The sequence below is a fragment of the Paenibacillus silviterrae genome (genome assembly GCF_030167925.1).
Taxonomy (GTDB): domain Bacteria; phylum Bacillota; class Bacilli; order Paenibacillales; family NBRC-103111; genus Paenibacillus_G; species Paenibacillus_G silviterrae.
On the sequence record NZ_JASKUT010000001.1, the window covers coordinates 4,632,051 to 4,656,997 of the forward strand.

Annotated in this window: 26 protein-coding genes; 21 read left to right on the forward strand and 5 right to left on the reverse strand. The window is 54.0% G+C overall.

All coding sequences use genetic code 11. From position 1 onward, the window contains the following. Positions 1-20: 20 nt before the first annotated feature. From QMO62_RS21455 to QMO62_RS21465, 3 genes are all read left to right on the forward strand, one after another. Positions 21-758, forward strand: a complete 738-nt coding sequence (locus QMO62_RS21455) for an FHA domain-containing protein (protein ID WP_284644118.1) — start codon at positions 21-23, stop codon at positions 756-758. A 31-nt stretch (positions 759-789) separates the two neighbouring features. Beyond that, positions 790-2,088, forward strand: a complete 1,299-nt coding sequence (murA, locus tag QMO62_RS21460) for a UDP-N-acetylglucosamine 1-carboxyvinyltransferase (protein WP_284644121.1) — start codon at positions 790-792, stop codon at positions 2,086-2,088. Positions 2,089-2,503: 415 nt separating this feature from the next. Then, positions 2,504-3,280 (forward strand): dioxygenase family protein, encoded by a 777-nt coding sequence (locus QMO62_RS21465; RefSeq protein WP_284644122.1) that lies wholly within the window; start codon positions 2,504-2,506, stop codon positions 3,278-3,280. A 48-nt stretch (positions 3,281-3,328) separates the two neighbouring features. On the opposite strand, the gene QMO62_RS21470 is transcribed toward QMO62_RS21465, so the two are convergent. The 3 genes from QMO62_RS21470 to QMO62_RS21480 all read right to left on the reverse strand — a co-directional run bounded on the left by QMO62_RS21470 (position 3,329) and on the right by QMO62_RS21480 (position 5,073). Further along, on the reverse strand, positions 3,329-3,808 hold the full coding sequence (locus QMO62_RS21470) for a hypothetical protein (RefSeq protein WP_284644124.1): 480 nt from the start codon (positions 3,806-3,808) through the stop codon (positions 3,329-3,331). Positions 3,809-3,914: 106 nt separating this feature from the next. Next, on the reverse strand, positions 3,915-4,151 hold the full coding sequence (locus QMO62_RS21475) for a hypothetical protein (protein ID WP_284644126.1): 237 nt from the start codon (positions 4,149-4,151) through the stop codon (positions 3,915-3,917). A gap of 79 nt (positions 4,152-4,230) precedes the next feature. After that, positions 4,231-5,073, reverse strand: a complete 843-nt coding sequence (locus QMO62_RS21480; RefSeq protein ID WP_284644128.1) for a Cof-type HAD-IIB family hydrolase — start codon at positions 5,071-5,073, stop codon at positions 4,231-4,233. A gap of 139 nt (positions 5,074-5,212) precedes the next feature. Between QMO62_RS21480 and QMO62_RS21485 the strand changes: the two genes are divergently transcribed. The 9 genes from QMO62_RS21485 to QMO62_RS21525 all read left to right on the forward strand — a co-directional run bounded on the left by QMO62_RS21485 (position 5,213) and on the right by QMO62_RS21525 (position 13,845). Further along, complete coding sequence (locus QMO62_RS21485) at positions 5,213-6,301, forward strand: S-layer homology domain-containing protein (RefSeq protein ID WP_284644130.1); 1,089 nt, start codon at positions 5,213-5,215, stop codon at positions 6,299-6,301. Positions 6,302-6,492: 191 nt separating this feature from the next. Further along, positions 6,493-7,263: a hypothetical protein gene (locus QMO62_RS21490; protein WP_284644132.1), complete on the forward strand. Its 771-nt coding sequence runs from the start codon at positions 6,493-6,495 to the stop codon at positions 7,261-7,263. Between the two features lie 26 nt (positions 7,264-7,289). Then, positions 7,290-7,787 (forward strand): hypothetical protein, encoded by a 498-nt coding sequence (locus tag QMO62_RS21495; protein WP_284644134.1) that lies wholly within the window; start codon positions 7,290-7,292, stop codon positions 7,785-7,787. A 25-nt stretch (positions 7,788-7,812) separates the two neighbouring features. Beyond that, positions 7,813-9,081: a DUF2254 domain-containing protein gene (locus QMO62_RS21500; RefSeq protein ID WP_284644136.1), complete on the forward strand. Its 1,269-nt coding sequence runs from the start codon at positions 7,813-7,815 to the stop codon at positions 9,079-9,081. A gap of 145 nt (positions 9,082-9,226) precedes the next feature. After that, the gene (locus tag QMO62_RS21505; RefSeq protein ID WP_284644138.1) at positions 9,227-10,408 is read left to right on the forward strand and encodes a cation:proton antiporter; all 1,182 of its coding nucleotides are present in this window, start codon (positions 9,227-9,229) and stop codon (positions 10,406-10,408) included. Positions 10,409-10,479: 71 nt separating this feature from the next. Next, on the forward strand, positions 10,480-11,274 hold the full coding sequence (gene thyA, locus QMO62_RS21510; RefSeq protein WP_284644140.1) for a thymidylate synthase: 795 nt from the start codon (positions 10,480-10,482) through the stop codon (positions 11,272-11,274). A 33-nt stretch (positions 11,275-11,307) separates the two neighbouring features. After that, positions 11,308-11,805 carry a dihydrofolate reductase gene (locus QMO62_RS21515; RefSeq protein WP_284644142.1) on the forward strand — a complete coding sequence of 166 codons (498 nt, stop codon included), beginning with the start codon at positions 11,308-11,310 and terminating at the stop codon, positions 11,803-11,805. A 78-nt stretch (positions 11,806-11,883) separates the two neighbouring features. Continuing rightward, a complete protein-coding gene (locus tag QMO62_RS21520; RefSeq protein ID WP_284644144.1) occupies positions 11,884-12,198 on the forward strand; it encodes a hypothetical protein in 315 nt (104 codons plus the stop codon). Positions 12,199-12,288: 90 nt separating this feature from the next. Beyond that, the gene (locus tag QMO62_RS21525) at positions 12,289-13,845 is read left to right on the forward strand and encodes a histidine kinase N-terminal 7TM domain-containing diguanylate cyclase (RefSeq protein WP_284644146.1); all 1,557 of its coding nucleotides are present in this window, start codon (positions 12,289-12,291) and stop codon (positions 13,843-13,845) included. 113 nt (positions 13,846-13,958) lie between these two features. Here QMO62_RS21525 and QMO62_RS21530 read toward each other — a convergent pair whose 3' ends face one another. Then, complete coding sequence (locus QMO62_RS21530) at positions 13,959-15,149, reverse strand: glycosyltransferase family 2 protein (RefSeq protein ID WP_284644149.1); 1,191 nt, start codon at positions 15,147-15,149, stop codon at positions 13,959-13,961. Positions 15,150-15,296: 147 nt separating this feature from the next. Here QMO62_RS21530 and yyaC point away from each other — a divergent pair, with 147 nt between their 5' ends. The 5 genes from yyaC to QMO62_RS21555 all read left to right on the forward strand — a co-directional run bounded on the left by yyaC (position 15,297) and on the right by QMO62_RS21555 (position 20,459). Beyond that, positions 15,297-15,839, forward strand: a complete 543-nt coding sequence (gene yyaC / locus QMO62_RS21535) for a spore protease YyaC (protein ID WP_284644151.1) — start codon at positions 15,297-15,299, stop codon at positions 15,837-15,839. After that, entirely contained in the window at positions 15,836-17,641 is a 1,806-nt protein-coding gene (locus tag QMO62_RS21540; RefSeq protein WP_284644153.1) for an ABC transporter ATP-binding protein, read from the forward strand. Before yyaC ends, QMO62_RS21540 begins: the two co-directional genes overlap by 4 nt. A gap of 24 nt (positions 17,642-17,665) precedes the next feature. After that, on the forward strand, positions 17,666-17,797 hold the full coding sequence (locus QMO62_RS21545) for a hypothetical protein (protein ID WP_284644155.1): 132 nt from the start codon (positions 17,666-17,668) through the stop codon (positions 17,795-17,797). Positions 17,798-17,948: 151 nt separating this feature from the next. Then, positions 17,949-18,239 carry a hypothetical protein gene (locus QMO62_RS21550; RefSeq protein WP_284644157.1) on the forward strand — a complete coding sequence of 97 codons (291 nt, stop codon included), beginning with the start codon at positions 17,949-17,951 and terminating at the stop codon, positions 18,237-18,239. 66 nt (positions 18,240-18,305) lie between these two features. Then, complete coding sequence (locus QMO62_RS21555) at positions 18,306-20,459, forward strand: bifunctional diguanylate cyclase/phosphodiesterase (protein WP_284644158.1); 2,154 nt, start codon at positions 18,306-18,308, stop codon at positions 20,457-20,459. On the opposite strand, the gene QMO62_RS21560 is transcribed toward QMO62_RS21555, so the two are convergent. Beyond that, entirely contained in the window at positions 20,456-21,220 is a 765-nt protein-coding gene (locus QMO62_RS21560; protein ID WP_284644160.1) for a sulfite exporter TauE/SafE family protein, read from the reverse strand. The genes QMO62_RS21555 and QMO62_RS21560 overlap by 4 nt on opposite strands. Before the next feature lie 219 nt (positions 21,221-21,439). On the opposite strand from QMO62_RS21560, the gene QMO62_RS21565 reads away from it, so the two are divergent. The 4 genes from QMO62_RS21565 (at position 21,440) to QMO62_RS21580 (ending at position 24,920) form a co-directional block, all read left to right on the forward strand. Further along, positions 21,440-21,826, forward strand: a complete 387-nt coding sequence (locus QMO62_RS21565) for a VOC family protein (RefSeq protein WP_284644162.1) — start codon at positions 21,440-21,442, stop codon at positions 21,824-21,826. 92 nt (positions 21,827-21,918) lie between these two features. Continuing rightward, positions 21,919-22,533, forward strand: a complete 615-nt coding sequence (locus QMO62_RS21570) for a DUF3298 and DUF4163 domain-containing protein (RefSeq protein ID WP_284644164.1) — start codon at positions 21,919-21,921, stop codon at positions 22,531-22,533. An 828-nt stretch (positions 22,534-23,361) separates the two neighbouring features. Continuing rightward, positions 23,362-24,018 (forward strand): NAD(P)H-binding protein, encoded by a 657-nt coding sequence (locus QMO62_RS21575; protein ID WP_284644166.1) that lies wholly within the window; start codon positions 23,362-23,364, stop codon positions 24,016-24,018. Between the two features lie 104 nt (positions 24,019-24,122). Continuing rightward, positions 24,123-24,920: a helix-turn-helix transcriptional regulator gene (locus tag QMO62_RS21580; RefSeq protein WP_284644168.1), complete on the forward strand. Its 798-nt coding sequence runs from the start codon at positions 24,123-24,125 to the stop codon at positions 24,918-24,920. Positions 24,921-24,947 lie beyond the last annotated feature (27 nt).

Below are 24,947 nucleotides of genomic sequence, written 5' to 3' on the forward strand. Positions count from 1 at the left end.
TGTAAAATAAGACTGTACCTATGACACGAAAGCCGGAGGGAAATCAACTGGATACTTACGCTTGTCTTTATGTGATCCGGGGAGAGCCTTATAAGCCCGGCACTTGTATACAACTATCGACGGAGGACGCGGTCGTGGGCCGTTCCTCGAAGCAATATGCACCCGATGTCGGCTTCTCCAACGCCTTTGTCTCCCGAAAGCATATGATTGTGCGCAGGGAAGGTGAGCAAGCCGTGCTGTATGACCTGAACAGCAGACACGGTACGGAGCTGAACGGCGTACGCATTGAGCCCAATAAGCCCTACCCGCTTAAGTCGTTCGACATCATCAAGCTGGCCAAGGGGATGGCCGTTCTTCATTTTTCTTATTTATTCGCCGACCAGACTCTCGAGCTGGAGCCTTTGACCCACACGATGCAGATGGACGCCCTCGTGCCTCCGCTGGAGCTGGACTGGGAGAAGCGGGATGTCATTGTAGAGGGTAAGCGGATTTCGATGTCCGAGAAGGAATATTTGCTCATTAAGACCTTGTACGACCACGCGAACAAGCTGGTCACGCTCGATGAGATCAAGCAGCGGGTATGGCCCGAACGAACGACAGGTGTGGACGGCGCGCCCGATGTCAGTGTGGATGAGCTCAACGCACTGGTGTACCGTATCCGCAAAAAATACGGCAAGGATACCTTCATGATCAGCGCGGTCCGGGGTAACGGCTACGTGCTGGAATGGAACGAGGGTCAAGGTCCGGCCAATAGGTAACCATGTCCATAACGAAAGTGGGAACTTTTCGATGAGATACATACAAGTCGAGCCCTCGGGACCGCTGCAGGGGACGATTCGCATTCCCGGCTCGAAGAACAGCTCTCTGGCGCTGCTGGCCGCCTCCTGTTTGGCGGATACGGTGGTTACGCTGGAGGGCATACCGTATATTTATGATGTGAAGGTCATTCGGCAGATCGGCAAGGATATCGGACTTAAGATGACAAGGACGGATACTGGAGATATTGTCATAGACCCGCGTTATATTTACAGTACGACGATCGACCCGGGCAAAGCCTCCTCCTACCGGGCGTCTTATTATTTTGCCGGGGCGCTGCTGGCCAAATTCGGCAAGGTGACCATCGGCTTCCCCGGAGGGGATAATTTCAATTCGCGGCCGATCGATCAGCATATGAAGGCGTTCCGTGCGCTCGGCGCGGACTTCCGCATGTATGAGGATTATTACGTCGTAGAGGCGAAGGAGCTCCGCGGGGCCGATATTTACTTTGATACGATTACTTCAGGGGCGACGATCAACAGCTTGCTGGCCGCCGCCCGGGCGAAGGGCCGAACGATGCTGTACAATGCGGCTACGGATCCCGAGGTAGTCGATACGGCCAACTTCCTGAACCAACTGGGAGCCCAGATCTATGGGGCGGGCACGGACCGGATTCGCATTGAGGGCGTGCCTTATCTCGGGGGCACATCCTATGCCGTGATTCCGGATCGGCTTGTCGCCGGCGCCTTCTTGATGGCCGCAGGCCTAACGGGAGGCACGATTACGCTGAAGGATGTCATTCGGGAGCATCTCGAATCGTGTACGGCGAAGCTGCGGGAGGTCGGTCTCGAGATCGAGAGTGACGAATCGAGCATGACCGCGCACGGCACGGGCAAGCTGAAGGCGACCCGCATTCGTACGGCGATGTATCCGGGCTTCGCGACCGACCTGCAGCAGCCGATGACCTCGCTGCTCACTATGGCGCCCGGTAAGAGCATCATAACGGAGACGGTGTACCCGCACCGCTTCAACCATGTGCAGCAGTTGAACCGGATGGGAGCGGACATTGAGCTGCGCAAGGAAAGCGCCTATATTCGCGGCGGCCGTCCGCTGCAGGGAGCATGGGTGCATGCCACCGACGTTCGGGCCGGGACATCGCTCATCCTTGCGGGGCTTGCTGCCGAAGGCGTAACCCGCATCACGGGAGTCGAGCATATCGAGCGTGGCTACGAGGATGTGATGGAGGGCTTCCGTCTGCTCGGAGCCAACCTGGCGCTTTGCGAAGAGGAGAGCCCTGCTGAATGGAAGAGGACAGCTGACGGACTGATCTGATCTGATCAGAGGGAAGAGACATGGAAATGCCCGTTTTTTGTAAAGTCAGGGTTTGAGAAAGCTGCGAAAGTGCAGAAATTTTGACCACAAATCAAGTTCAGTACTTGATTTGTGATAATACGCATCTTTCAGAGCCCACAATGGCTGGAAATGGGCAAGTTGTCTCGAAATGTTGTATATTTGCAGAAATCCATTCCATTTTGAGGGAAAATTACGGAAAAAGTTGCATTTTTGCAGAAAGCTGCCGCTCAAAGCTTTTAAGTTAACCGGCCACTGGCCGGTTTTTTCTGTTTGGGTAGGAAGGGTGCCGGTTACACTAAGGGGAATAGCGCTGCATGAGATTGACGGAAGTAATGCTGCGTGTTATATTTGACTTACAAAAAGTAAGCAACTTAAAAATAAGGAGATGTACAAGATGATGCCATCCCTGTTTTTAGCTCATGGTTCGCCTATGATTGCATTGGAGGATACGGCATACACCCGGTATTTGGAGAAGCTGGGCGCCGGTTTGAAACCAAAGGCGATTGTTATTTTTACCGCCCACTGGGAGAGTCCTGTACTCACGGTTTCCTCTATGGATAGCGTCTATGAGACGATCTATGATTTCGGCGGGTTTCCGCCGGAGCTATATGCTGTCAAGTATGAGGCGCGAGGTTCGGTGGTGCTGGCGTCACAGGTGAAGAAGCGGTTCGAGCAAAAAGGCATCGAGGTGCGAACCGATACCTCCCGCGGCCTGGATCACGGCTCGTGGACGCTGCTTCGCCGACTGTTTCCGAAGGCGGACATACCGGTAGTGCAAATTTCCGTACATCCGTTCCTGCCTCCAAGCGAGCAGTATCGCATCGGAGAGGCGCTGCAGGGCATCGGGGAAGAGGATGTGCTGGTCATCGGCAGCGGTGTGACCGTTCACAATCTAAGGGCGCTTCGCTGGGACCGCCCGCGTGACTCCAACCCGGAAGCTTGGGCCGTAGAGTTCGATGATTGGATCATCCGGCATGTCGAAGAACGCAAGCTGGAGGAGCTGTACCGCTGGGAGGAGCTGGCGCCGCATGCCCGCTTGGCCGTGCCCCGCGAGGAGCATTTCGTCCCGCTGTTCATAGCTCTCGGGAGCGGGGATCCGTCCCGTAAGCCGAAGGTGCTGCACCGCAGCTATGATTTTGGTACGCTGAGCTACTTATGCTTCGAATTTTAATATAAAAATCCCCCGGACCAAAGTAACATGGACCGGGGGATTTTTATATTAGCCGTAACAATAAAATTGATTGACGCGGTGCAGATCCAGGCCGAAGTACACCCAGTACCCGTAGGGGCCAAAGCCGTACCAGCGGTAACCGGCAAGCGAACGGCGGCCTACGAAGGTTAAGTACACCCAATACTGCTCGCCGTTATCCTGCAAGATGTAAACATACCGGTATAAGCAGCGGCGGATACTCCCAGGATCGACAGCCATAACCGACGGCGCCAGCTGCGGGGTGAAAGCCGGAGGCGGGGATTGCGGCGCTCCTCCTTGGGGCGCCGGCGGAGGACCTCCAGGACCGCCTGGAGCCGGTGGTGGGAAGCCGGGGCCACCGCCCGGGAAGCCGCCGGGACCGCCGCCCGGGAAGCCGCCGGGGCCACCGCCCGGGAAGCCACCGGGACCACCGCCGGGGAAACCTCCTGTGCCAGGAAAACCCGGGAATAAAGAACGATAGCTATCAGCTGGATACACATATGGATTCATCGTTAATCTCTCCTCTTACGGGCCATATTGGCAAGAGCCCATTACACCATCACTATATGCGGCGTTTGCCCATTCGTGATTGTCCGCAGAGGAGAATTTTCCGGAATTACCCAGCGGCTCCAGGTGTCTTGATTCGCGTATCCGACGTCACGATATCCCAGAGAGCATACATGCCGCCGGCAAAGGCGATGGCCATGAGAAGGAACTCCGCAAGAAACATATACGCCGGATATTTCCGCTTGACCAGGAACAGCGAAACGGCACATACGAGAAGGAAGATGATGATTTGCGTTAAATAGCGCTCTTTAATAATAAGCAGGATATTATCGATGTACTCAGCCACGAGGTGTCCTTCTTTCCCCAGTAATTTCTAATGGTATCTGACGCAGGCGGCGGGTAAAAGTTACGATGTCCAGCAGCGTTTATACGGTCTGGAGTACGAACTTCTCCACCACATGCTTCACGCCGTCGTCGTTATTGCTGAATGTAACGTAATCGGCGATCTCCTTGAGGGAATCCACGGCGTTGCCCATGGCGACGCCAAGTCCGGCGACCTCCAGCATTTCCCGGTCGTTCCAGCTGTCGCCGATGGCGATAACCTCGGACAGATCGTAGCCGAACATGCCGGCCAAGTAGTCCAGCGCATGCCCTTTGGTCCCCTCGCTATGAACCACCTCGAGAAAATGCGGCTTCGACTTCGTGATATGCACTTGACCGTTCAGCGCGGCGCGAAGCTCGGCTGCGACCTCATCCAATCTGGCCGGGTCATCAATCATCAGCAGCTTGGTAGAGGGCTTTCCGATCAATTCTTCGAAGTTAGGGTATACGGTATAAGGAATTTTAGATAATGCCGCATAGTCCCGGGCCTTGTGGTTATCTTCCTTTACATACAATATATCGTCATGATAAGCCTGCAGATGCAGTCCGTTCCGCTCGCAATAATCATAAATATACCTAGCCGCTTCCAAAGGCACAGTCCTTTCGTAAAGCACCTTCTCGTCGAAGAGATTTTTGACCAGCGAGCCCTGATAGGTGATCAGCGGCACATTCAGCCCTAGCTGCGCGGCCAGCTGTTTAGCCGATGCATACATGCGCCCTGTGGCCAAAGTAACGGTGACGCCCTTCGCGATTGCCTCCGCGAGCGCTTGCTTCGTGCCGGGCAAAATCTGCTTTTCATCATTAATGAGGGTATCGTCAATATCAATTGCGAGCATTTTATACTTCATATCTTTCACGCCTGCCTTCCTTAGCATAATAGCCCTCATTATAACGGACCTTCTTTATTTTTCAAGAGGCTTGTCTCGGTTGTTTCAATATATTCCCATACCGGGTAATCACTAGTGCCAAAGGACGATATGCATGGAAACGCTTCGTGCGGCTAACGAACCAGAGGAGGTTGATCCGATGAGAGGGAACAGGCTGAGCAAGTTCATAGCAGGTGCAGCTATGCTGCTAGTTCTCATGCCGGGGGGAGCAAGCGCAGCACCCGGTCAGGGGGCCAAGCTGAATGTGCAATGCACGGCTGACCAGAAGTCCGTCGGCAAGGGTGGAACGATCGGGTATCACATTTTATATCACAACGTGGATAATCAAAGCATGTCCAAGGCGTGGCTTAAGGTGAAGGTGCCGGAGGGTCTCGAGGTGGAAGCGGCATCGGGTGCAAACTGGGATGTCGCAAGTCGGACCCTCCAGTGGAATCTGAAGGACATCAAGGCGAAAGGAGCGGATGTCCTTCACTTTAACTTAAAAGTGAAGGCCGATGCGAAGGAGGGCAGCTCCTTCGATATGGCCTGTGCCGGCGGGGTAGATGCCGACCTTGGGATGGAGCTGCCCCCGGTCCGCGTGGTCCTGGGCACGGAGCTGCACCAGCCGGTATTTAACGGGTATCCCGACGGCGGATTCCACCCGGCCGCCTCCTTGACCCGCGCCGAAACGGCTGCCGTCATCGCACGCCTCTCGAATCTGACGGGCGAATCGACCACCGTGACTTACAGCGACGTTACCGCTGATCACTGGTCTGCGGAGTATATCCGCAAGGTTACGGCAGCAGGCTACATGACCGGCAATCAAGGCCGTTTTCGGCCCGAGCAGCCGATTTCCCGAGCGGAATTCGTCGCGCTGATCTTAAAAGTACGCGGTGTGCAAGCCTTCCCGCTGCCAGGCTTCCTTGATGCGGAAGGGCATTGGGCGAGCGAAGCGGCAGCTACGGCCAAAGCGCTGCGATTGATGGAGGGCTCTGGCGACGACGCTGCCGCTCTGGAGCTGCCGGTAACCCGGGACGTTGCCGCCAAGTGGCTCAGCCTCATTTATTACCGCGGCGCTCTGCAGGATGGCGCTGCAGAGGTCGTGCAGCACTGGCCGGATGTGCCGAAGCGGCACTGGTCCTTTGGCTGGGTAGAAGAGCTCTCCCTGATTGCTCATGAAGGGGAGCACAAGGCGCCTATGAAAGAGGACCTGATCAGGTACCTCCCGGATCAGACGGAGCCCTTTTAAATGACATAAACCCCAGATGTCCGACACTTCAGTAAGTGTAGGGACCGTCTGGGGTTACTTTACTTTCCGGCCAGCAAAATCGTGGAATCGCCTTCACAAAAAAATAACTGGAAACCTTTGTATAGAAAAAAGGGGCGGCAGAAACAATACCATCGAGGGGTCTTCGCATTTCTCAAAGGAGGAGAAGAAAAGTGGAGCAGCAGCAAGGGAAACCGATCCGCTACCCCAAAATGCATCTTTCCGTATTTACGCTGAATCATCTCAGTGTACGCAATCCTTTCATCGTGATGTGGTGGTCGGCAGCTATTCCGGGCTATGGCCACATGATTCTGGGAAAATACGGACAGGGCTTCGTGCTGGTGGTATGGGAATTTTTCAACAACTACAACGGCAAATTGAATTATGCGATTTATTATTCCATGATCGGCGATTTTACCTTGGCCAAGCAGGTGCTTCACCAAAGCTGGATTATTCTCTACGTGGCTGTTTATGTTTTTACCCTGTGGGACAGCTACATGAAAACCTTGGATATGAATAAGCTGGCCCAGCTGTGCGGTCATCAGTTTGATTTGCAGCCTCCGATGGTCATAAAAGCTCATGGCATCAACTATCTCCGGGTTTACAAGCCTTGGCTTGCCCTGCTGTATTCCAGCTTCATGCCGGGATTGGGCCACATTTACTTGCAGCGGTTAATTTCGGGTGTCTTCATCATCGTTTTTTGGGTATTAACCTGTTATTATTCCCATTTCCCAGAGGCGGTTCATATGACCATGATCGGTGATTTCACCGGAGCAAAGGCGGTGCTGAACCCGGAATGGCTTCTGTTCATGCCTTCCTTGTACGTATACGGTATGTACGAATCCTATGATAGTGCGAAGCATTTTAACCATTTGTATCGAATGAATCAGGCCGAGTTTCTACGCAAGAACTACCAGCACCGGGAATTTCGAATGCCTATATAACATAGGTAAGGAGCGGGTTTTAAGTCATGTATCTGGTGTCTACCTTTCACCATTCCTTTGAGGTGGAGCTTTTGTTGAATCGGATGGAGGAGGCAGGAGTTACTCGACAAAATATAATGGTACTCCCTCTGAACCAGGATGAATGGCGTGTTAATCGAATTTCCGCTACGTCGACAGGGGGCAGTAACATTCTGGATATCCCCTTGGCTATCGGTACGGCAACGATGCTGCTCGGGGTTATTTATGGATATGTGTTGTATTTGGGACCCGTGCTTTGGGGATTATTCGGGCTGGTCGGGGGGACGCTGGGGACTTTGGGGGTGGTATCCATCGCTCAACGAAAGTCCAAGAAGCACGGGAAGAAGAGCCGGGGAGGGAGCGAGATTCTCATCCTGCTGCGCTGTGACCCTTCGGAGGAGCGGATGCTGAAGGAGCTGATTAAGGATTTCGTCCCTCATGGTTATGCCAAGCTGGATATACCCGGCGGTGACGAACGGACAGGGGCGATGCCCAATCGGCAGTAGAAAACATTCGCATGGAGGCAGCGCGATGAACCTACCTTTTCCCAAAAAAAACGTTTCGTTTTGGCTCATCCCTTTATTGTATATCTTGTTCGCCTTACTATTGGCTTTTCTTATTGATAATCTCGATCGACCAGGGCAAGGAAGCCTGGAGCGGATGATCCCATCCGTCTTCTTGACCCGCGCGGAGCTGGCGGACTCGGTATTGACGGCGATTGCTACGTCGCTGCTGACAATGACAACGATCACCTTTTCCGTAATGATGGTTGTGCTCTCCACCTATGCTTCACAGTACTCCCCGAGAACGCTTCCGAATTTCATTAAGAGCAAAATTATGGCTCATGCGCAAGGAATCTTCTTTGCCGGATTTACCTACTCTGTAGCGTCGCTGCTCAATTTGAAACGAGTCTCCAAAGAAGACATGGTGCCTGATGCTGCGATCGGTGTCTTTTTTGCTGTGGTTTGTTTGATTTTCTTTGTGATCTTCTTTCACTTTGTATCCAAATTTATTCAAGTCAATTATTTGATACACATCATTACCGACCATGCGGACCAAATCATTCAAGAAATCCGGCAGCTTGGCAGCTTGGAGAAATCTCGCGAGGCCGGAGCCGAGAGTCCACTTTACATATATGCCAAGCAGGAAGGCTATGTCCGTAATGTTCAAATCCGCCCAATGGTTGATTTGGCCGTGCAGAAGGGCCTTTACTTGAAATTGGCGCCGAAAGTAGGGCAATACGTCGAGAAGGGCTCGTTGTTATTTGAGGTTTGGGGGAGCCAAGATTCCGCCGGAATTGAGCCGACGCTGCTCAAGAACGTTACATTGGGACCGGATCGAACGAATCAGCAGGACTTGGTTTATGTTATGGAAAAGATCATTGAAACCGGACTCCGTGCCATTTCTCCGGGTATTAACGACCCTAATACAGCCATCTACTGCATACGCGAGCTGAGTCTCATTATTAAGAGGCTTGGAGACTGGAAGGGGAGTCACTGGATAATAAAAGACCGGACAGGTGAGCCGCGCATGGAAATCCCATTTTATTCTTTTGAAGAACTTCTGTATAAAACTTACTATCAGCTTCGGCATTACGGCGCCCATGATGTATCCGTTTCGCATGCCCTGATCGAGGCGCTCATTCGGGTTGCCGAAAAGCTGCCAAGCGAGGGGAAGCAAACGGTAGTAAAGTTTGGCGAGTACATAACCCATCATATTGACAAGAAGGTAATGCATGAGTTCGATAAACAATTGATTGACAGGGAAATGAATAAGCTTCAGAGCATGTGCGGCACATAGAAACGATATGGACGCTGATGAAACCATGTGGTACAATAACCTTCGGTTATTTAAATGACAATATAAGGAAACAAGAATTTATCGGAGGAGCCTGTCACCAAGGGGCTTCTCTTTTTTTTTTACTTAGTTTAAGGAGGAGATTGTTTTGTTTACTCACTGGCTTATTTTGCTTGCGATTGCGGTGGGGATTGCGTATTTGGCCGATAAAATCAAGCAGCCGTACCCGACCCTGCTGGTCGTAGGAGGGTTGCTGCTGGGGCTGATACCCATCCCTGCCTTGGACGAATTGAAGCAATATGTCGTTTCCGATGAAGTGTTTCGAACCGCTGTCATTCTTATATTTTTATCGGCTTTGATCGGGGATGCCGCGTTAAAGCTGCCGTTTCATGAGGTGAAGGAAAACAAAAGTCCCATCCTGCTGCTCGCCCTGCTGGGCACGCTGCTGACCTTCGTCCTTATCTCAGGGCTATCCTATAGCGTGCTTGGGTTGACGTTGCAGCAATCGCTGATTTTCGGTGCGCTGATGGCGGCAACCGACCCGGTGTCGGTGTTGAGTATTTTTAAATCGATGGGTCTGAATAAGAAGCTGTCGATTATCGTGGAAGGAGAAAGCCTTGCGAACGACGGTGTGGCCGTAGTACTGTTCAAAATCGCTATCGTGACGACCGTATTAAGTTTGACGAGCGCGCTGCAGGGCTCCTTCGAGTTCGTGAAGGTCATCTGCGGCGGAATTGCAATCGGTGCCGCTGCCGGCTGGCTCGTTTCGAGAATCACTTCCCGTATCGACAACTATCTGGTAGAGATCGGCCTGTCCATTATTTTGTTCTACGGCGCTTTCGAATTATCGGAAGCATTCCATCTGTCGGGAGTCATCTCCGTTGTGTTTGCCGGGCTGCTGCTGGGAACCTACGGCAGAAATATCGGGATGTCGGATTTGACGCACGAGAAAATGGATTCCTTTTGGGAAACGATTGCTTTTATCGCCAATGCCTTAATCTTCCTAATGGTTGGATTAGAGGTAGCGAATATCGAATTCGGCGACAAATGGGGAACGATCTTGATGAGCATCGCCATCGTTCTGGCGGCAAGAATCATCGCCGTGTATGCCAGCCTGGTGTTTGATCGGGAGGTTCCGAAGACATGGAAGCCGATCATTGCTTGGGGCGGGCTCAAGGGCTCGCTGTCGATTGCGCTCATGCTAAGTGTCACGCCGGATTTTGAAGGCAGGGAGCTGCTGCTGGCGATGACCTTCGCCAATGTCATCTTCTCGCTGCTGGTGCAGGGTACGACGATTCAGCGGCTTGTGGCCTATCTGAAGGTAAGCTAGTCTATCCGGGCAGGAGTTTTGGCGCCGGGTGTCGAAAGAGTAGAGATAGAATTTCGACCATGAGGTGACCCATGAAAGCATATTTGGATTTATTGAAGGACATTTTAGAGCACGGCGTGCAAAAAGGGGACCGCACCGGCACCGGTACGGTTTCGGTATTCGGCAGGCAGCTGCGAATCGACCTTTCCGAAGGGTTTCCGCTGCTGACCACCAAGAGACTGCATATTAAATCGATCGTTCATGAGCTGTTATGGTTTTTGAGCGGAAGTACGAATATTAAATATTTACAGGACAACGATGTTACGATCTGGGATGAGTGGGCCGACGAAGAGGGGAACCTCGGAAGAGTGTACGGAGCGCAGTGGCGCACCTGGCTTGGGCCGAACGGCCAGACCGTCGATCAGATCGACAGCGTGATTCGCCAGATCAGAAGCAATCCGGATTCCCGCCGACATCTGGTGAGTGCCTGGAACCCTGCAGAGGTGGACGGTATGGCGCTGCCGCCGTGTCATTACGCTTTTCAATTCTATGTGGCGAACGGCAAGCTGAGCTGCATGTTCCAGATGCGGTCGGTAGATACGTTCTTAGGGCTGCCGTTCAACTTGGCCTCTTATGCGCTGCTGACGCATATGGTGGCGCACCAGTGCGATCTGGAGGTCGGCGACCTGATCTGGACGGGGGGAGACGTTCATATTTACTCCAACCACCTGGAGCAGGTGAACCGGCAGCTGACCCGTGAGCCGTATCCGCTTCCGAGGCTCGAGATCAAGCGGAAGCCGGAGTCCATTTTCGACTACCAATTCGAGGACTTTGAGTTTATCGGATATCAGTATCATAAAGGGATTAAGGCGCCGATTGCGATTTAGGCAGCGGCAGAGCTGAGAGGACGGATTCGGACAATGATTTCCTATATATTCGCTATGGACGAGAACCGCGGGATTGGGGTGGACAATAAGCTGCCTTGGCGCCTGCCTGCCGATTTGGCCCGGTTCAAGAAGCTGACGCTGCAGCACACGATCCTGATGGGCCGCAAAACCTTTGACTCCATCGGCCGCAAGCCTCTACCGAAGCGGCGCAATGTGGTATTGACCCGCGACAAGTCGTTCCAGGCCGAAGGCTGCGAGGTCATTCACTCCATCGACGAGGTAGTAGCGCGTTATGGCGGCGCGGAAGAAGAGGAGCTGTTCGTCATTGGCGGTACGGAGGTATTCGCTTTGTTAATGCCGCATGCGGATAAAATGTACGTTACGGAGATAGCGCACCGCTTCCCCGCAGACACCTGGTTTCCGGAGGTCGACCCGGCCGAATGGAAGGCCGTCCTGCGCGAGAAGGGCGTGAAGAACGAAGACAATCCTTACGATTACGAATTCGTTGATTATGTACGCGTCAAGGCATAACGGGGAATGAAATTCCCCCGTTTCGCACATCTTAACCTTTGAAATCCATTCCATGAGAAGATAAGGGAGATGCCGAAGATGACAGACGTGAAACAGCATCAAATGCCTTTACGGCACGTAATCGATAATGCGGAAAAAGCGATTCAGGTCGCTACGGATGCAGAAATGGCAGTACGCCACGCACAGCTGGACTCGAACCCGCAGCAGCTGCAATCCGCGATTGCCCAGCTGGAGACGGCGAAGCGCAACCTGGAGCAGGCGCACAGCCAGATCGAGGCGCAGGATAACGAAGGCTTGCAGGAGCTGGTGCAAATCAAGCAGCAAATGGAAAATTCGATGCAGAGCATCGAAATGGTGTCGCTCGGTACCGAGCAGCCGAAGCAAATACGGTAAGCTACGCATAAGCACAGTAGCCGACAGCCATGACGGATGTCGGAGCCTGTGCTTTTTTTATGTCAAATATTACCTGGGGCGGTGAGATGCATGCTGCAGTATTCCTTTCCTTATTCAACGCTGATTAACTTCATTGTGTTCGCCCTGCTGGGGCTCTATGCTTTGCGGTACCGGAAGCGTCCCGGAGGAGCGTATTTCGTTGGGATGACGCTTCTGCTTGCCTTCAACGCCTTCGCCGGCATCATGGAGCTGACGTCAGCCTCCTTCGAGACGAAGCTGTTTTGGCGCAATTTGCAGCAGATTCCGCTCCTTCTCTCTCCGATTGCTTGTCTCGGTTTAGTTCTCGACCTGACAGGAATGAAACGAACCAAAAGGGACACGATTCTCAAGCTGATTACGATCCCGGCCGTCGTCTATTTGATTCTTATTTTTACGGATTCCTATCACCATCTGATGCGGGTGAACGTTACGCTGGAGCCTTTCGGCCAAACCGAGCGGATTCGGGTCCAATCTACGAGCTTGAGTATTTTCTTTCTGGTGACCGCGCGGATCATCGGCTTATTGACCCTAGCGGTAATGCTTCTTCATTTGCGTAAGGTATCGCGATTTTACCGGAACCAGCACTTGCTGGTGATGGTCGCCCTCTTATTCCCATATGTGTTCACACTGCTATCTTATATCAGCGATGTGCAGATAAGTGTATCTCTTTCTACGATTCCAATGGGCATTCTGCTCTTCTACGCCTTGTTTCAATATAAATTGCTGCGGGTTCGCCCTCTTGCCAAAGAGAAGGTGTTCGAGGTGATCCAGGACGGCATCTTGGTGGTCGATCCGCATGGATTGATCGCGGATGTCAACCCTGCGGGACTTCGCATATGGTGGGAGCTGGCAGAGGGGGAGCTGAACCGGGTCCACGGAGAGAAGCTGGAAGAGAGCTTGTCGAACTACCCTGAATTGCTGAGCTTATATAAACTAGGGGAGCAGGCGGCGATTCGGCTTCAGATCAGGCAGCGCCATTATTCGGTAAGCCTGCTGCCCATAATGGAGGAGGGAATCAGCGCGGGCACCCTCCTGCTTTTTGCGGACATTACGGATCGTCATCACTATGAGTCGGATCTGCTGAAGCGGGCGACAATGGACGGACTTACGCAGGTGTACAATCGGCAGCACGTTATGGAAATGACGGAGGAAGCTCTGTCGGACATGGAGCCGGAAACAGCGGCCTTGGCACTAATGCTTCTGGATATCGATTACTTTAAAAGCATCAACGATACCTATGGGCATCACGTTGGAGATCAGGTGCTGGAGCAGTTTGCCCTTGTGCTTAAACGGGAGGCGCAGGACAAGGGGCTGGTAGGGCGTATGGGGGGAGAAGAGTTCGCGGTGGTGCTGCCGGGTTATGAGCCGGAGAGCGCCTATCCGGTTGCGGAGACTATCAGAAAGGCGGTTGAAGGACAGGCGATCCGGCCCGAAGGGCTGCAGGAGCCGATCCATATTACCGTGAGCATCGGAATCGCCGGAACGAAAAGAGCCAGCAGCACCTTCAAAGAGCTGTACCAGCAGGCGGATGAAGCGCTCTACGAAGCCAAGAAGCAAGGCCGCAACCGGACGATTGGAAAGGAGGGCTTGGACGAAGCCCGCGGATAAAAAAGAGGACACGCTGAACGTGTCCTTGACAGGGGATTTATGGGACTTGCAATGGAACTTTGGTATTGCTAAGTCCATTGTACAACAAGGCGCTTTCCAACAGTGTTAATGTTTTATGAAGATGATCCCCGCATGCGCTTTAATTCCTTGAGAGAGTAGAAGGTGCCGCGCCAATAAATGCCGCCCTGGCGCAGTGTTAGATAGACCGAACGGGCCAAGACGTAGCAGAAGAAGAGCGACGTTGCCGGAATGGCGATTAACTCCCATACCCGGAAGTCGGAGGTCGAAGGCATAAGCGTGAGATAGCAGACGGCCATTAGGGCGATGCTGACCAAATACAACCATCCGGCGGGCTGAGGGAGCAGCAGCAAGCCAAGCCATGGTGCCGTGAAGAAGGCAAGCTGGCCGAGCAGGGCAGCCACAGCCAGCCAGGTGCGGTAGCCGAAGCCGGAGAACAAATTCTTCTCGAGGCCCCGGACCGCCGCATGCAGATGCGGATACCACTCGACGGCCAGATGCTCCGTCGCCGCGGCGAGCCGCTGGCGCAGCCGGTACCGCTTCACCAGCCGGCCCAGCTGCAGATCGTCGTCCGGCCGAAGGGCGATGGCGCGGTGCGTGCCGATCTTCTCATAGGCCTCCCGCGTAATCATATTGAAGGCGCCGATGCCCATGCCGCCTCGATCGGTAAAATCGTTGTTTGCCTGCCAGGGCCGAATGCCCATATGGAACGAGAAGAAAAAGTATTGCACGAACGCCCTTAGCTGCAGGCTTTTGGCTATCATCCTGGGGAGCAGCGCCAGATGGTCGGCATGCTCCTGCTGCAGGAAGCGCACGGCATCCTCAACGGCATGCGGCTCGAAGAGAATATCCGCATCGGTAAACAGCAGAAGATTGCCCCGCGATTCCAAATAGCCCTGGTATAGAGCATGGTTTTTGCCGAGCCAGCCGTCCGGCAGCTTCGTAATGTGAATGACCCGCAGCGGGATGCCGAGTCCGCTCTTGCCTTCGGACCAGCGCCGGAGCTCGTCCAGCTTGGTGCCCGTCGCATCCTGCGAGCGGTCGTTGACGGCGATGATTTCAAGTCTCGGGTACGTTTGGCCTAGCAAATGCTTGACCGTATCGGTGATGGAGGTTTCCTCCTCCTTGGCGGCGATAATGACGGAGACGAGCGGTGTGGGAAGCCCGGACGCCGACGCTTGCTTCGGCATAGTAATAATGTAACGGCGGGCCCGGAGGGTGTCCCATGCCATGGCCAGCCAGTAGAGAAGCGATACAATGGCAAGAATCGACAGGAAGGTGCTCATGACGGTTGCAGGCTCCTTTCTCAAGGCTTGATTGACCGCATTATATCATGAGGCTCTTGACGTTACCAAACGCCCGTCTTGATGCCGGGTACGATCATGTTACAATAGATGGATACATAGGGTTAGATTACGGAAGGGGCAGCGAGAATGAAGGAGTCTTCGGCACAGCCTTTGTTTCGGAGAAGACTGCGGGGGGAGGAGCTGCATCACTTTTTGGAATCGGTTGCTGCCCAAGGTACAGGGGCCGACGGGCTGCTGTTTCTTTGCATCGGAACGGATCGGTCCACGGGCGATGCGCTCGGGCCGATCGTCGGCACGCTGCTGGAAGAAGCGGGGTACCGTCATGTAGTTGGCACTCTGGCTTCGCCGCTGGATGCGAGCAACATGGTGGAGCGGATCAAGCAGGTGCCCTTGCAGGATTACACGGTAATTGCAATTGACGCTTGCTTGGGGCAGCAGGCATCGCTTGAGAGCTATCAGGTTTCGAACCAGCCGATTGAGCCGGGCAAGTCACTCGGGAAGCTGCTCCCGCCTTTGGGGGATTACTCCATTGCAGCGATTGTGAATGTGGATACAGGGCAAAAGTATGCCATCCTGCAAAGCACCTCCTTGTACCGGGTGATGAGGATGTCCCGCGAGATCGTCTCGGCTGTACAGAAGGTATTTCCGGTAGGGGGACAAGACCTATGAGAGAAGGCTGGAGCGGGGGCTCTCATCGGCTGCAAGGCCGTGGGAAGGCTACGCTGAAGGATGTATCGCTACGCCGGATTTACCGGCTGTTTCAGGGCTACCGCCTGCCACTGGCAGGTATTCTGCTGCTAGCGCTCAGCGGGGCGGTCATCGGACTGCTGCCCCCGCTTGTGATGCGGGAAATTATCGACAGCTCGCTTCCCGAGGGGAATATGCAGGAGCTGCTGTGGCTGGTTGGGCTGATGGTCGTGCTGCCGCTCGCGAGCGGACTGCTCGGCGTATGGCAAAATCACGAGAATACGAAGGTCGGACAGGGAGTCATGAGAGACCTGCGGCAGTCGCTGTTTGCCAATCTGCAGCGGCAGTCCATGAGCTTCTTCACGGAGGCGAAGTCGGGCGAGATCATTCAGCGCCTGACAGGCGATGTACAGGCGGTGCAAAATGTCGTCACCACGCTGGTCGTATCCGCCGTGACGCAGGCGGTGATCGTGGTTACGACCGTGGTCATCCTGTTCGCCCTTGATTGGCAGCTGGCGGTATTGTCTACGCTCATCCTGCCGCTATTTATTTTGCCGGTTCACAAGGTGGGCGAGGTGCGCAAGAGACTGCGCGGGGAAACGCAGCGGATCCGGGGCACCATGTCCGCCCAGCTGGGCGAAATCTTCGGGGTGTCGGGCGCGCTGCTGACGCGAATTTTTCAGCGGGAGCCGGAGCAGCAGAAGGAATTCACAAGACTGAACCAGCAGGTGATGGATCTGGAGCTGCGTCTTAACCTGGTCGGGCGCTGGTTCGGGATGTTTGTGAACGTGCTTGGTCCTCTGGGAACGGCCTTGATCTATTTGTACGGCGGCTGGAAGGTGATGGACGGAGCGTTGACGATCGGCGGCATTGTTGCCTTCTCCGCTTACCTTGGGCGGCTCTATGGACCGATCGGGACGCTGCTTAACCTTCATGTGGAGGTGGCCACTGCCCTTGGTGTGTTCCAGCGCTTGTTCGAGTACGAGGACTTGGAGCCGGAGGTGTCGGACGCGCCGCATGCCGCGGTACTGCCGCTGGTGAAAGGGCATGTGGAATACCGCGGCGTCGGGTTTGCTTATGCTTCAGGATACGACGCGCTGAAGGATGTCAGCTTCGAGGCCAGGCCGGGCGAGGTCGTCGCTCTGGTCGGTCCGAGCGGAGCCGGCAAATCAACGCTCATCGGCCTGCTGGCGCGGCTGTATGATCCGACGTCCGGGGCCGTATTGGTCGACGGTTACAACGTGAAGGAGGTAATGCTGGCATCGCTTCGTGCACAGATCGCCTTTGTCACGCAGGAATCGTTCCTGTTTCATGCCAGCGTCGGGGACAATTTACGGTTTGCCCGTCCGGATGCCTCCGATGCGGAGCTGGAAGAAGCATGTAAGCTTGCCTATATCCACGACACGATTTCTGCCCTTCCCCAGGGGTATGACACCATGGTAGGGGAGCGGGGTCACCGGATGTCCGGGGGAGAGCGCCAGCGGCTTGCCATCGCCCGGGCGATCCTGAAGAATCCGCGCATCCTCATTCTGGATGAAGCGACAAGCCATCTCGATTCGGAGTCGGAGGCGTACGTGCAGGCTGCACTTGACGGCCTCATGCGCGGACGGACGACGCTCGTTATCGCGCACCGCCTGTCGACGATCCTGTCGGCCGACCGGATCGTCGTGCTGGAGGAAGGCCGGATCGCCGAGTCCGGCCGCCATGAGGAGCTGCTGGCCGCGGACGGCCTCTATGCGAGGCTGTATCGGACCCAGTTCGCCAAGGCGGAGGGCGGAGCGTAGCACCACAAGCCAGGGCCGCGGCCCGTGAGCCGAGCAAGGCGGGAATCCGCCTCGCCGGAGCTGGCCCCGGCCGGCTTCCGCCCTGAGGCGGCCGTTTCATTTTATACCCATGTCATCCCACCCACCGCCTTTCTCCGGTTGATCCCACTGCAATAAAACTACCCGCGAATTCGCCCCATGAACCTGAACCCCGTGAGTATGATCGCATTCGTCCAAGCCGAGACAATTTCCTCACATACCGACGAAGACACGCATATATAATGAATATTACATTTGTCCTCGACACGCTAAGAAAGGGGCGATGAGCATGCGAAACATACGACATGTGAACCTAGCCGATCAGCAGGGCCGCGTGTACTGCTGTTTGCGCAACCGGGTAGTTGATCTCGATGATGCGCAGAAAGAACGATTTTGCAGCAGCTGTATCATGTACGCAGGGGATGCGCAGGGGCTCGGTGTGGAATGTGAGTGGGAGGATGCGAGGGCCGTGGAGGACCCTCATACCGTAACGGATCCGCAAGAGGAGTGGCGCAGTAATCAGGTAAAACAAATACCGAATGACAGCCTTGGGGCTTCTTTCATAATAGATTGGGACTAGAGGAGGAATTTGCAAATTATTGTCGAAATATGTAGGTACAACTACAGGTGTTCAAGAAGGTGAATTATGTATCCGGGACTTTCAACCTATGTCTTCATAGCCCTTTTCCTTGTCGGGATTGTGCTTTTCTACTTTGTGCAGCGGCATCGAAAGGGTCGAACACAGCCAAAGGACCTGTTTCTGTCCGGCGGTAACCAGAGAGCTTTGCCCGGCAGCGATGCATCCTGGCAATTAGAGCTGCCGTCAAAACGGTTCACCCTGCAATACCATTCACAAGGGCTTGATGCGGGAGGCGAGTCTTCGGACGTAGTCTCCCGTTATGTTCACCCCAACGATCTGGTGCTGCTGAACAGCACCATTGAACAGCATATGGACAACGGGAGTCCTATGCGGCTTGAGGTGCGCATTCGCCATCATGCCGAAGACGGGTGGCAATGGATGGAGCTGCTGGGACAAGCCCAGGGGGACCGGACAAGGTCGGTTCATTTCCTTCACGGCATCGCATGGAACATCGAGGAACGGAAGCGGCGGGAGCTGGCACTGCTGGAGTCGGATGAGAAGTATCGGCTCATTTTTCACAATATGCCGGTCATGGCCCACATGCTTGACGCAGGCGGTCTCATTCACGATGTGAATCCCTTCTGGCTTTCCCGCACGGGCTATACCCGCGAGGAGGTTGTAGGCAAGCGTTCTTATGAGTTCATGGAGCCGGCCTCAAGGGCCTACTTGCTGGAGGTTCACATTCCGAAGCTTAGAGAGACGGATGTCCTCGATAATGTAGAGATCCAATGGACTACCAAGTCCGGCGAGGTTATGGACAGTTTGGTATACACCCGTGTCGTACGTGATGACCAAGGGAGAATGATTCACGGCTTCACTGTGATTCGGGACATTACGGAGCATAAAAAGGCGGAAGCGAAGGCGGACAATCTTATCTATCACGACATACTGACCGGGCTGCCTAATCGGATGATGTTCCACGAGCGGTTGTCCTTTGCGCTGATTCAAGCGAACTTGTACGAGACAGGGCTTGCCGTCGTCCTCATTGACCTGGATCGGTTCAAAATGATTAATGACAGCCTGGGGCATCAGGCAGGCGATCAAGTGCTTCTTCATGCAGCCCATATCTTGCAGAAGCATATTCGTCCCACGGATACCGTGGCGAGATTGAGCAGCGATGAATTTGCCCTCCTGCTTCCGGATGTGAGCCGGGCGGAGGATGTCTTTCCGCTGACGGACAAGCTGTTAACCGAGCTAAGAAAGCCTTTTGTTTTGGAAAAGCAGGAATTTTACATATCCGCAAGCATGGGAATCAGCTTTTATCCGCAGGATGCCGACAACACCGATCTGTTGATCAAAAATGCGGACATGGCGATGTACTATGCGAAGGAAAAGGGCCGAAACACCGCAGAGGTATTTCATCAGGAGATGACCTTGAAGGTCAGCCGGAAGCTTCAGCTGGAGAGCAGTATGCGAAGGGCGCTGGAGCGGCAGGAGTTTCGAGTATTCTTCCAGCCGCAGCAGGATATTGCTACGGGACGGCTGTTCGGTATGGAGGCTCTGATCCGTTGGGAATCGAAGGAGCATGGTCCGATATCCCCGGCGGAATTCATCCCGATTGCCGAGGAGAGCGGTCTGATCGTTCCCATCGGCCAGTGGATTCTGGAGGAGTCGTGCCGCCAGACGAAGCAGTGGATGGACCGCGGCTTTGAGCCGCTCAGCGTATCCGTCAATATATCGGGCAAGCAGTTCCAGCAGCGGGATTTTGCCGCAACGGTGAAGAAGGTCCTAGAGGATACGGGTCTTGACCCTTCTTATCTCTGTCTGGAGATTACGGAAAGCACGGCCATCCATGATGCCGGCGCCACCAAGGCGGTGCTGGAGGAGCTGATTGAGCACGGCATCCGGTTTTCCATCGATGATTTCGGGACAGGCTACTCCTCTTTGTCCCTGCTGAAGCTGTTCCCGCTGTACGCCATCAAAATCGACCAATCCTTCGTCCGCAACATGACGAATGTCGAGGAGGACGCCGCCGTAGTGCAGGCGATTATCGCCATGTCGCATGGGATGAAGCGAAAGGTGATTGCAGAGGGAGTGGAGACAAGGCAGCAGCTGGAGCGTTTGAACGCCATGGGCTGTGACGGCTACCAGGGCTATTTTATCAGCCGGCCGGTACCTATGCAGGAGTTCGAGCAAATGTTCCTGCAATCCGCCCGTTAATGCATCAAATCCCAGAGCTGCTTGCCGATCAAGAGCGTAGTGACGAAGAGGAAGAGCGGCTTCACATAGCGGGAGCCTTGGCGGATGGCGAACTGGGACCCGACAAGCGCGCCGAAGATCATCGCGACGCCCATGGGAAGCCCGTACCCGATATGAACGGATTTCAACAGGAAAAAGGAAACCAGGCTGGCGATATTGCTGGCGAAATTCAGCACCTTCGCATTGGCGGAGGCACCGACGAAATCAAAGCCGAGCAGCAGGAACAGGAACAGCAGGAAAGAGCCGGTTCCAGGTCCGAAGAATCCGTCATAGAAGCCTAATACGAGAGCACAGACCGCGGCTCCGATCGTACGCCCTGCTGTTAGCGGAGCTTGTACGGCGGAGCCGCTCCAGCTTTTCTTAAGCAGTGTGTAGATCAGCACAACAATCAGCATCGTAACGACCAGCGGCCTAAGAAAGGTCGATGGGACCAAGTGAACGGAGTACGTTCCGAGTGCCGATCCGGCAAAGGACAAAGGGAAGAGCGCAAGCACCAGCTTGCCTTTGATTTTACCTGAGAAAAGGAAGGACGCCGTGCTGGTCAGCGACGACAAGGTGCCGCCCAGCTTGTTGGTACCTAGCACCATCCCCGGAGGCAGGCCCGTGAGCAGCAGGGCAGGAAGCGAAATGAGGCCGCCACCGCCCACGACGGAGTCGATGAATGCGGCAACGAAGCCTGCGGCGATCAGAAACAGGAGCATATCGAATGAGGGCAGTTCCATAATGTGTAAGTCTCCTCGGCAGTAAAGTAAGCTTCTATATTGTTAAGGCCCGGACATGAAAACCAGTAGATCAGTATAGCAAATAATGTCGAATCGGACAATGGTATGTCTTGTAAAGACTAGGGAGTATGCGTTTTCATTGCAATCCGGGTGCTTCCGTGCTATTCTTCGGGAATAAGTGGAAAATACTAAGCTGACGAAAAAGGGTGTGGCTAAAGCATGATTCATAAGCTGGAGCATGTGGGTGTGCGTGTGAATGATATGGACGCATCGATCCGTTTTTATACGGAGGTGCTGGGACTTCGGCTGGTGAAGCGGGCAGCGCTGGAGGACGGAGCGGAGCTCGGCTTCCTGTCGTTTCCGGGATCGGATAATGTGGAGATCGAGCTGATCGGCCGTGGCTCGGACGGGCTGTCGGACAGCGGCAAGGTGCATCATATCGCCTTCACGGTAAGCGACATTGAAGACGAGATTGCACGATTGAAGAGCCACGGGGTGCAGATGATTCACGAAACGCCTCAAACCATTCTGGACGGCGCCAAGCTCGCCTTTTTCTTCGGACCGGACGGAGAACGTCTGGAGCTGTTTCAACCTGCTGCCAAATAGGAGCTTTTTGCTGCAATGACAGGAACACCCCATTCCCCTCCTGCATACAATGCTTTAGCGATTAGGTAAGAGCCTAGGGAGTGGGAATGGTTATGGTGCCGGATACGAGGGTACGAATGGAACGGATCGTCACGCGGAAGCTGGTGAAGCCCAGGCTGGAAGTCAAATATCCCCAGGTGCTAGGGCTGAGAAGCCGGTTTGCAGAGCAGATGATCAATCATTCCATTCTGGATGCGGTGTATGATCTGATTCGGGTACAGGGGTATGTGAACAATCCCGAGATGACGATTACGGGAACCTACGAGACGAAGCTGCACAAGAACGGACTGGCCAGCTTCGTTTATGAGAATTACGGCTACAGCAAGGGTGCGGCTCACGGGTTGACCTACAAGAGCTCTCAGACCTTCGGTCTGGACGACGGCAGGGAATACAAGCTGGGCGATATGTTCCTGCCCGGCAGCGACTGGGTGAAGCGCATAAATGAGATCATCCGGCGGGAGTTTAAGGAAAGGGACATTCCGATGCTGACGGAGTTCAAATCCATCCGTCCCGATCAGCCTTATTTCTTAACCGATCGGGCCATCGGCATTTATTTCCAGCTGTACGAATACACGCCGTATGTGTACGGCTTCCCCACCTTCGAGATTCCGTTCGGGCAGGTGAAGGACATCTTGGATCCGAACGGGCCAGCGGGCCGTTTGATGTAATCCGATACAACCTTGAAGTTTCGGCCTTGCGCCGGCGGCTTCAAGGTTTTTTGTAGCTGTGAGAAGACCGTCAGGTGTTGGGCAAGGGATGTGATGATGCTATTGAAGTCAATTTTATAATGACTTGAATTCAATCGCACAAAATCTGCCCATTAAGATGATTTCATAACGTTAAAGGAGCATTACCGGCACCGATATAAGCTCCTGATGCCCTGTAACGTGATTTTTTCATCTTACGGTGGCAAATGAACACATATTGGCTACAGTAAGGTGATTTCATAACGTTACAAGGAGCGTTACCGGGCCGTGTTAAGTACCAGACGCATTGTAACGCGATTCATCTTACAGTGGCAGATGAAACACATATTGGGTACAGTAAGGTGATTTCATATGATTTCATAACGTTACAGGGAGCATTACCGGGCCGTGTTAAGCACCAGACGCCCTGGTAACGCCATCTATCTGCCACAAGTAACCAATTTCGCTTTGTACATTTAGTTCAAGATCGACAAAAGCCCGTTTTTTGCCCATGCCAAAGTATAATTTCAGATAGAAAAGACACGTCAATAGGCCTTTCGTAGCTTAAACAATTCGGCAAACTTCTTGTTGAATACCATACATGGGAGTACCCCTTTCTCGTGTAATGGTTTGGTAACCTTAACTTTGAGAATGTGGGGAGGTACTCCTGCTTTTGTATGCCGAATAACCTTATTCCACAAGGGCTTTCTAGTTATGAAATTCAGAATATAGTTTGATCGAGCTATGGATAGGAACGGAATTCCGAGCAGGCTAGTTTTCCCAAACCCATCAAGAAGGGACGCGAGGTTTATGAAAAAAGCGCTGGTTGCAGGAGCTACCGGTTTAGTAGGACGAGAGCTGGTTCGCATTCTATTGAATCAGAAGGAATATGCCAAGGTTACGGTGCTCGTCAGAAGAAGGATGAACCTCGACCATCCGAAGCTGGAACAATTGGTGGTGGATTACGATCGGCTGGAGGGCTTGGCAGGGGAGCTAGTGGAAGGCGCTGCCTTGTACTGTACCCTTGGGACGACGATGAAGCAAGCAGGCTCGAAGGAGCTTTTCGAGCTTGTGGACTACGAGTACCCCATGACGCTCGGGCGAATGGCCAAACGCTATGGAGCCGAGCAGATGCTGATCGTGACGGCGATGGGAGCGAAGAGGGGTTCGCTGTTTTACTACAACCGGGTAAAAGGGAAGGTGGAGGAGGAGTTGGGCAAGCTGGGTCTGCCTAAGCTATGCATCTTCCGTCCGTCGCTGCTGCTCGGGGACCGGCAGGAGAAGCGGGCGGGGGAGCAGGCGGCGATGAAAGCAGCGGACAAGCTTCCGTTTCTGTTCTCAGGACCATTGGAAAGGTACAAGCCGATTCGGGCGGAGCAGGTCGCGGCTGCTATGGCTGCGGCTGCAAACGATAACATAGAGGGAACAAGAATTTACGAGTCTCGCGATATCGCTGCTATGGCTTGACGAATTCTTAATAAATTTTCGGTTTCGGGCAATAGGGAATATGTGGTATGATATGCGGGAACATCTGTTCTATTTTCTTGGCGCTAGGAAGGGAAGGTACAGGAATGGGTACAGCCCGGTATGCAGAAATAGATGAGATCATCACCTACATAGGGAAGCATTTGGATGAGCCGCTTCCGTTGAATCGGTTGGCCGCTCATGTGGCGTACAGCCCGTACCATTTTGCCCGGATCTTTAAGGAAAGAATGGGGCTCCCGCCCCTCTACTATGTATCCTCGCTCCGGCTTCAGCGTGCTAAGGAGCTGCTGCTGAATACCAATTACAGCATTCGCGACATCGGGCTTGAGATTGGACAGCAAAGTCTCGGCACCTTTACGACAAGGTTTACCGAGCGGGTAGGAGTGACGCCGGCGGAATTTCGGACTCAGCCGCTGCACGCGGATCACCACCTGCAAGCCTTGAAGAGACTGGCGGATTGGCGAACCGTAAGTACGGCAGTTCCGCAGTATGCTACCGTTCGGGGAACGATTCAGGCGGAGGTGCCCTTCGAAGGGGTAATACTGATCGGATTATTTGCCAGACCGATCCCGGAAGGGATGCCTTTGTACGGGACGCTGATCTCGTCCCTGGGAGACTTCAGCATCACCGGTGTGAAGCCGGGCACGTACTATTTAATGGCGACTTCTATAGCCTGGGAAATGCAGGCCAAGGACGTGCTTCTTCCTCAAGCTACCTTGCGGACGCGCTCGAAGAAGCCTATCGTCATCGGCTCGCAGCCCTATCCGCCGCATTTGGAGGCAATGCTGCACCCTCCGCATCCGGAAGATCCCCCCATCTTGATATCACTGCCGCTGCTGATGAATTCCTTTCTTCAAAGAACCGTTCAACATAGCCATCGGTAAGAAGCCGCCTTTTCCCATCCGGCAGCG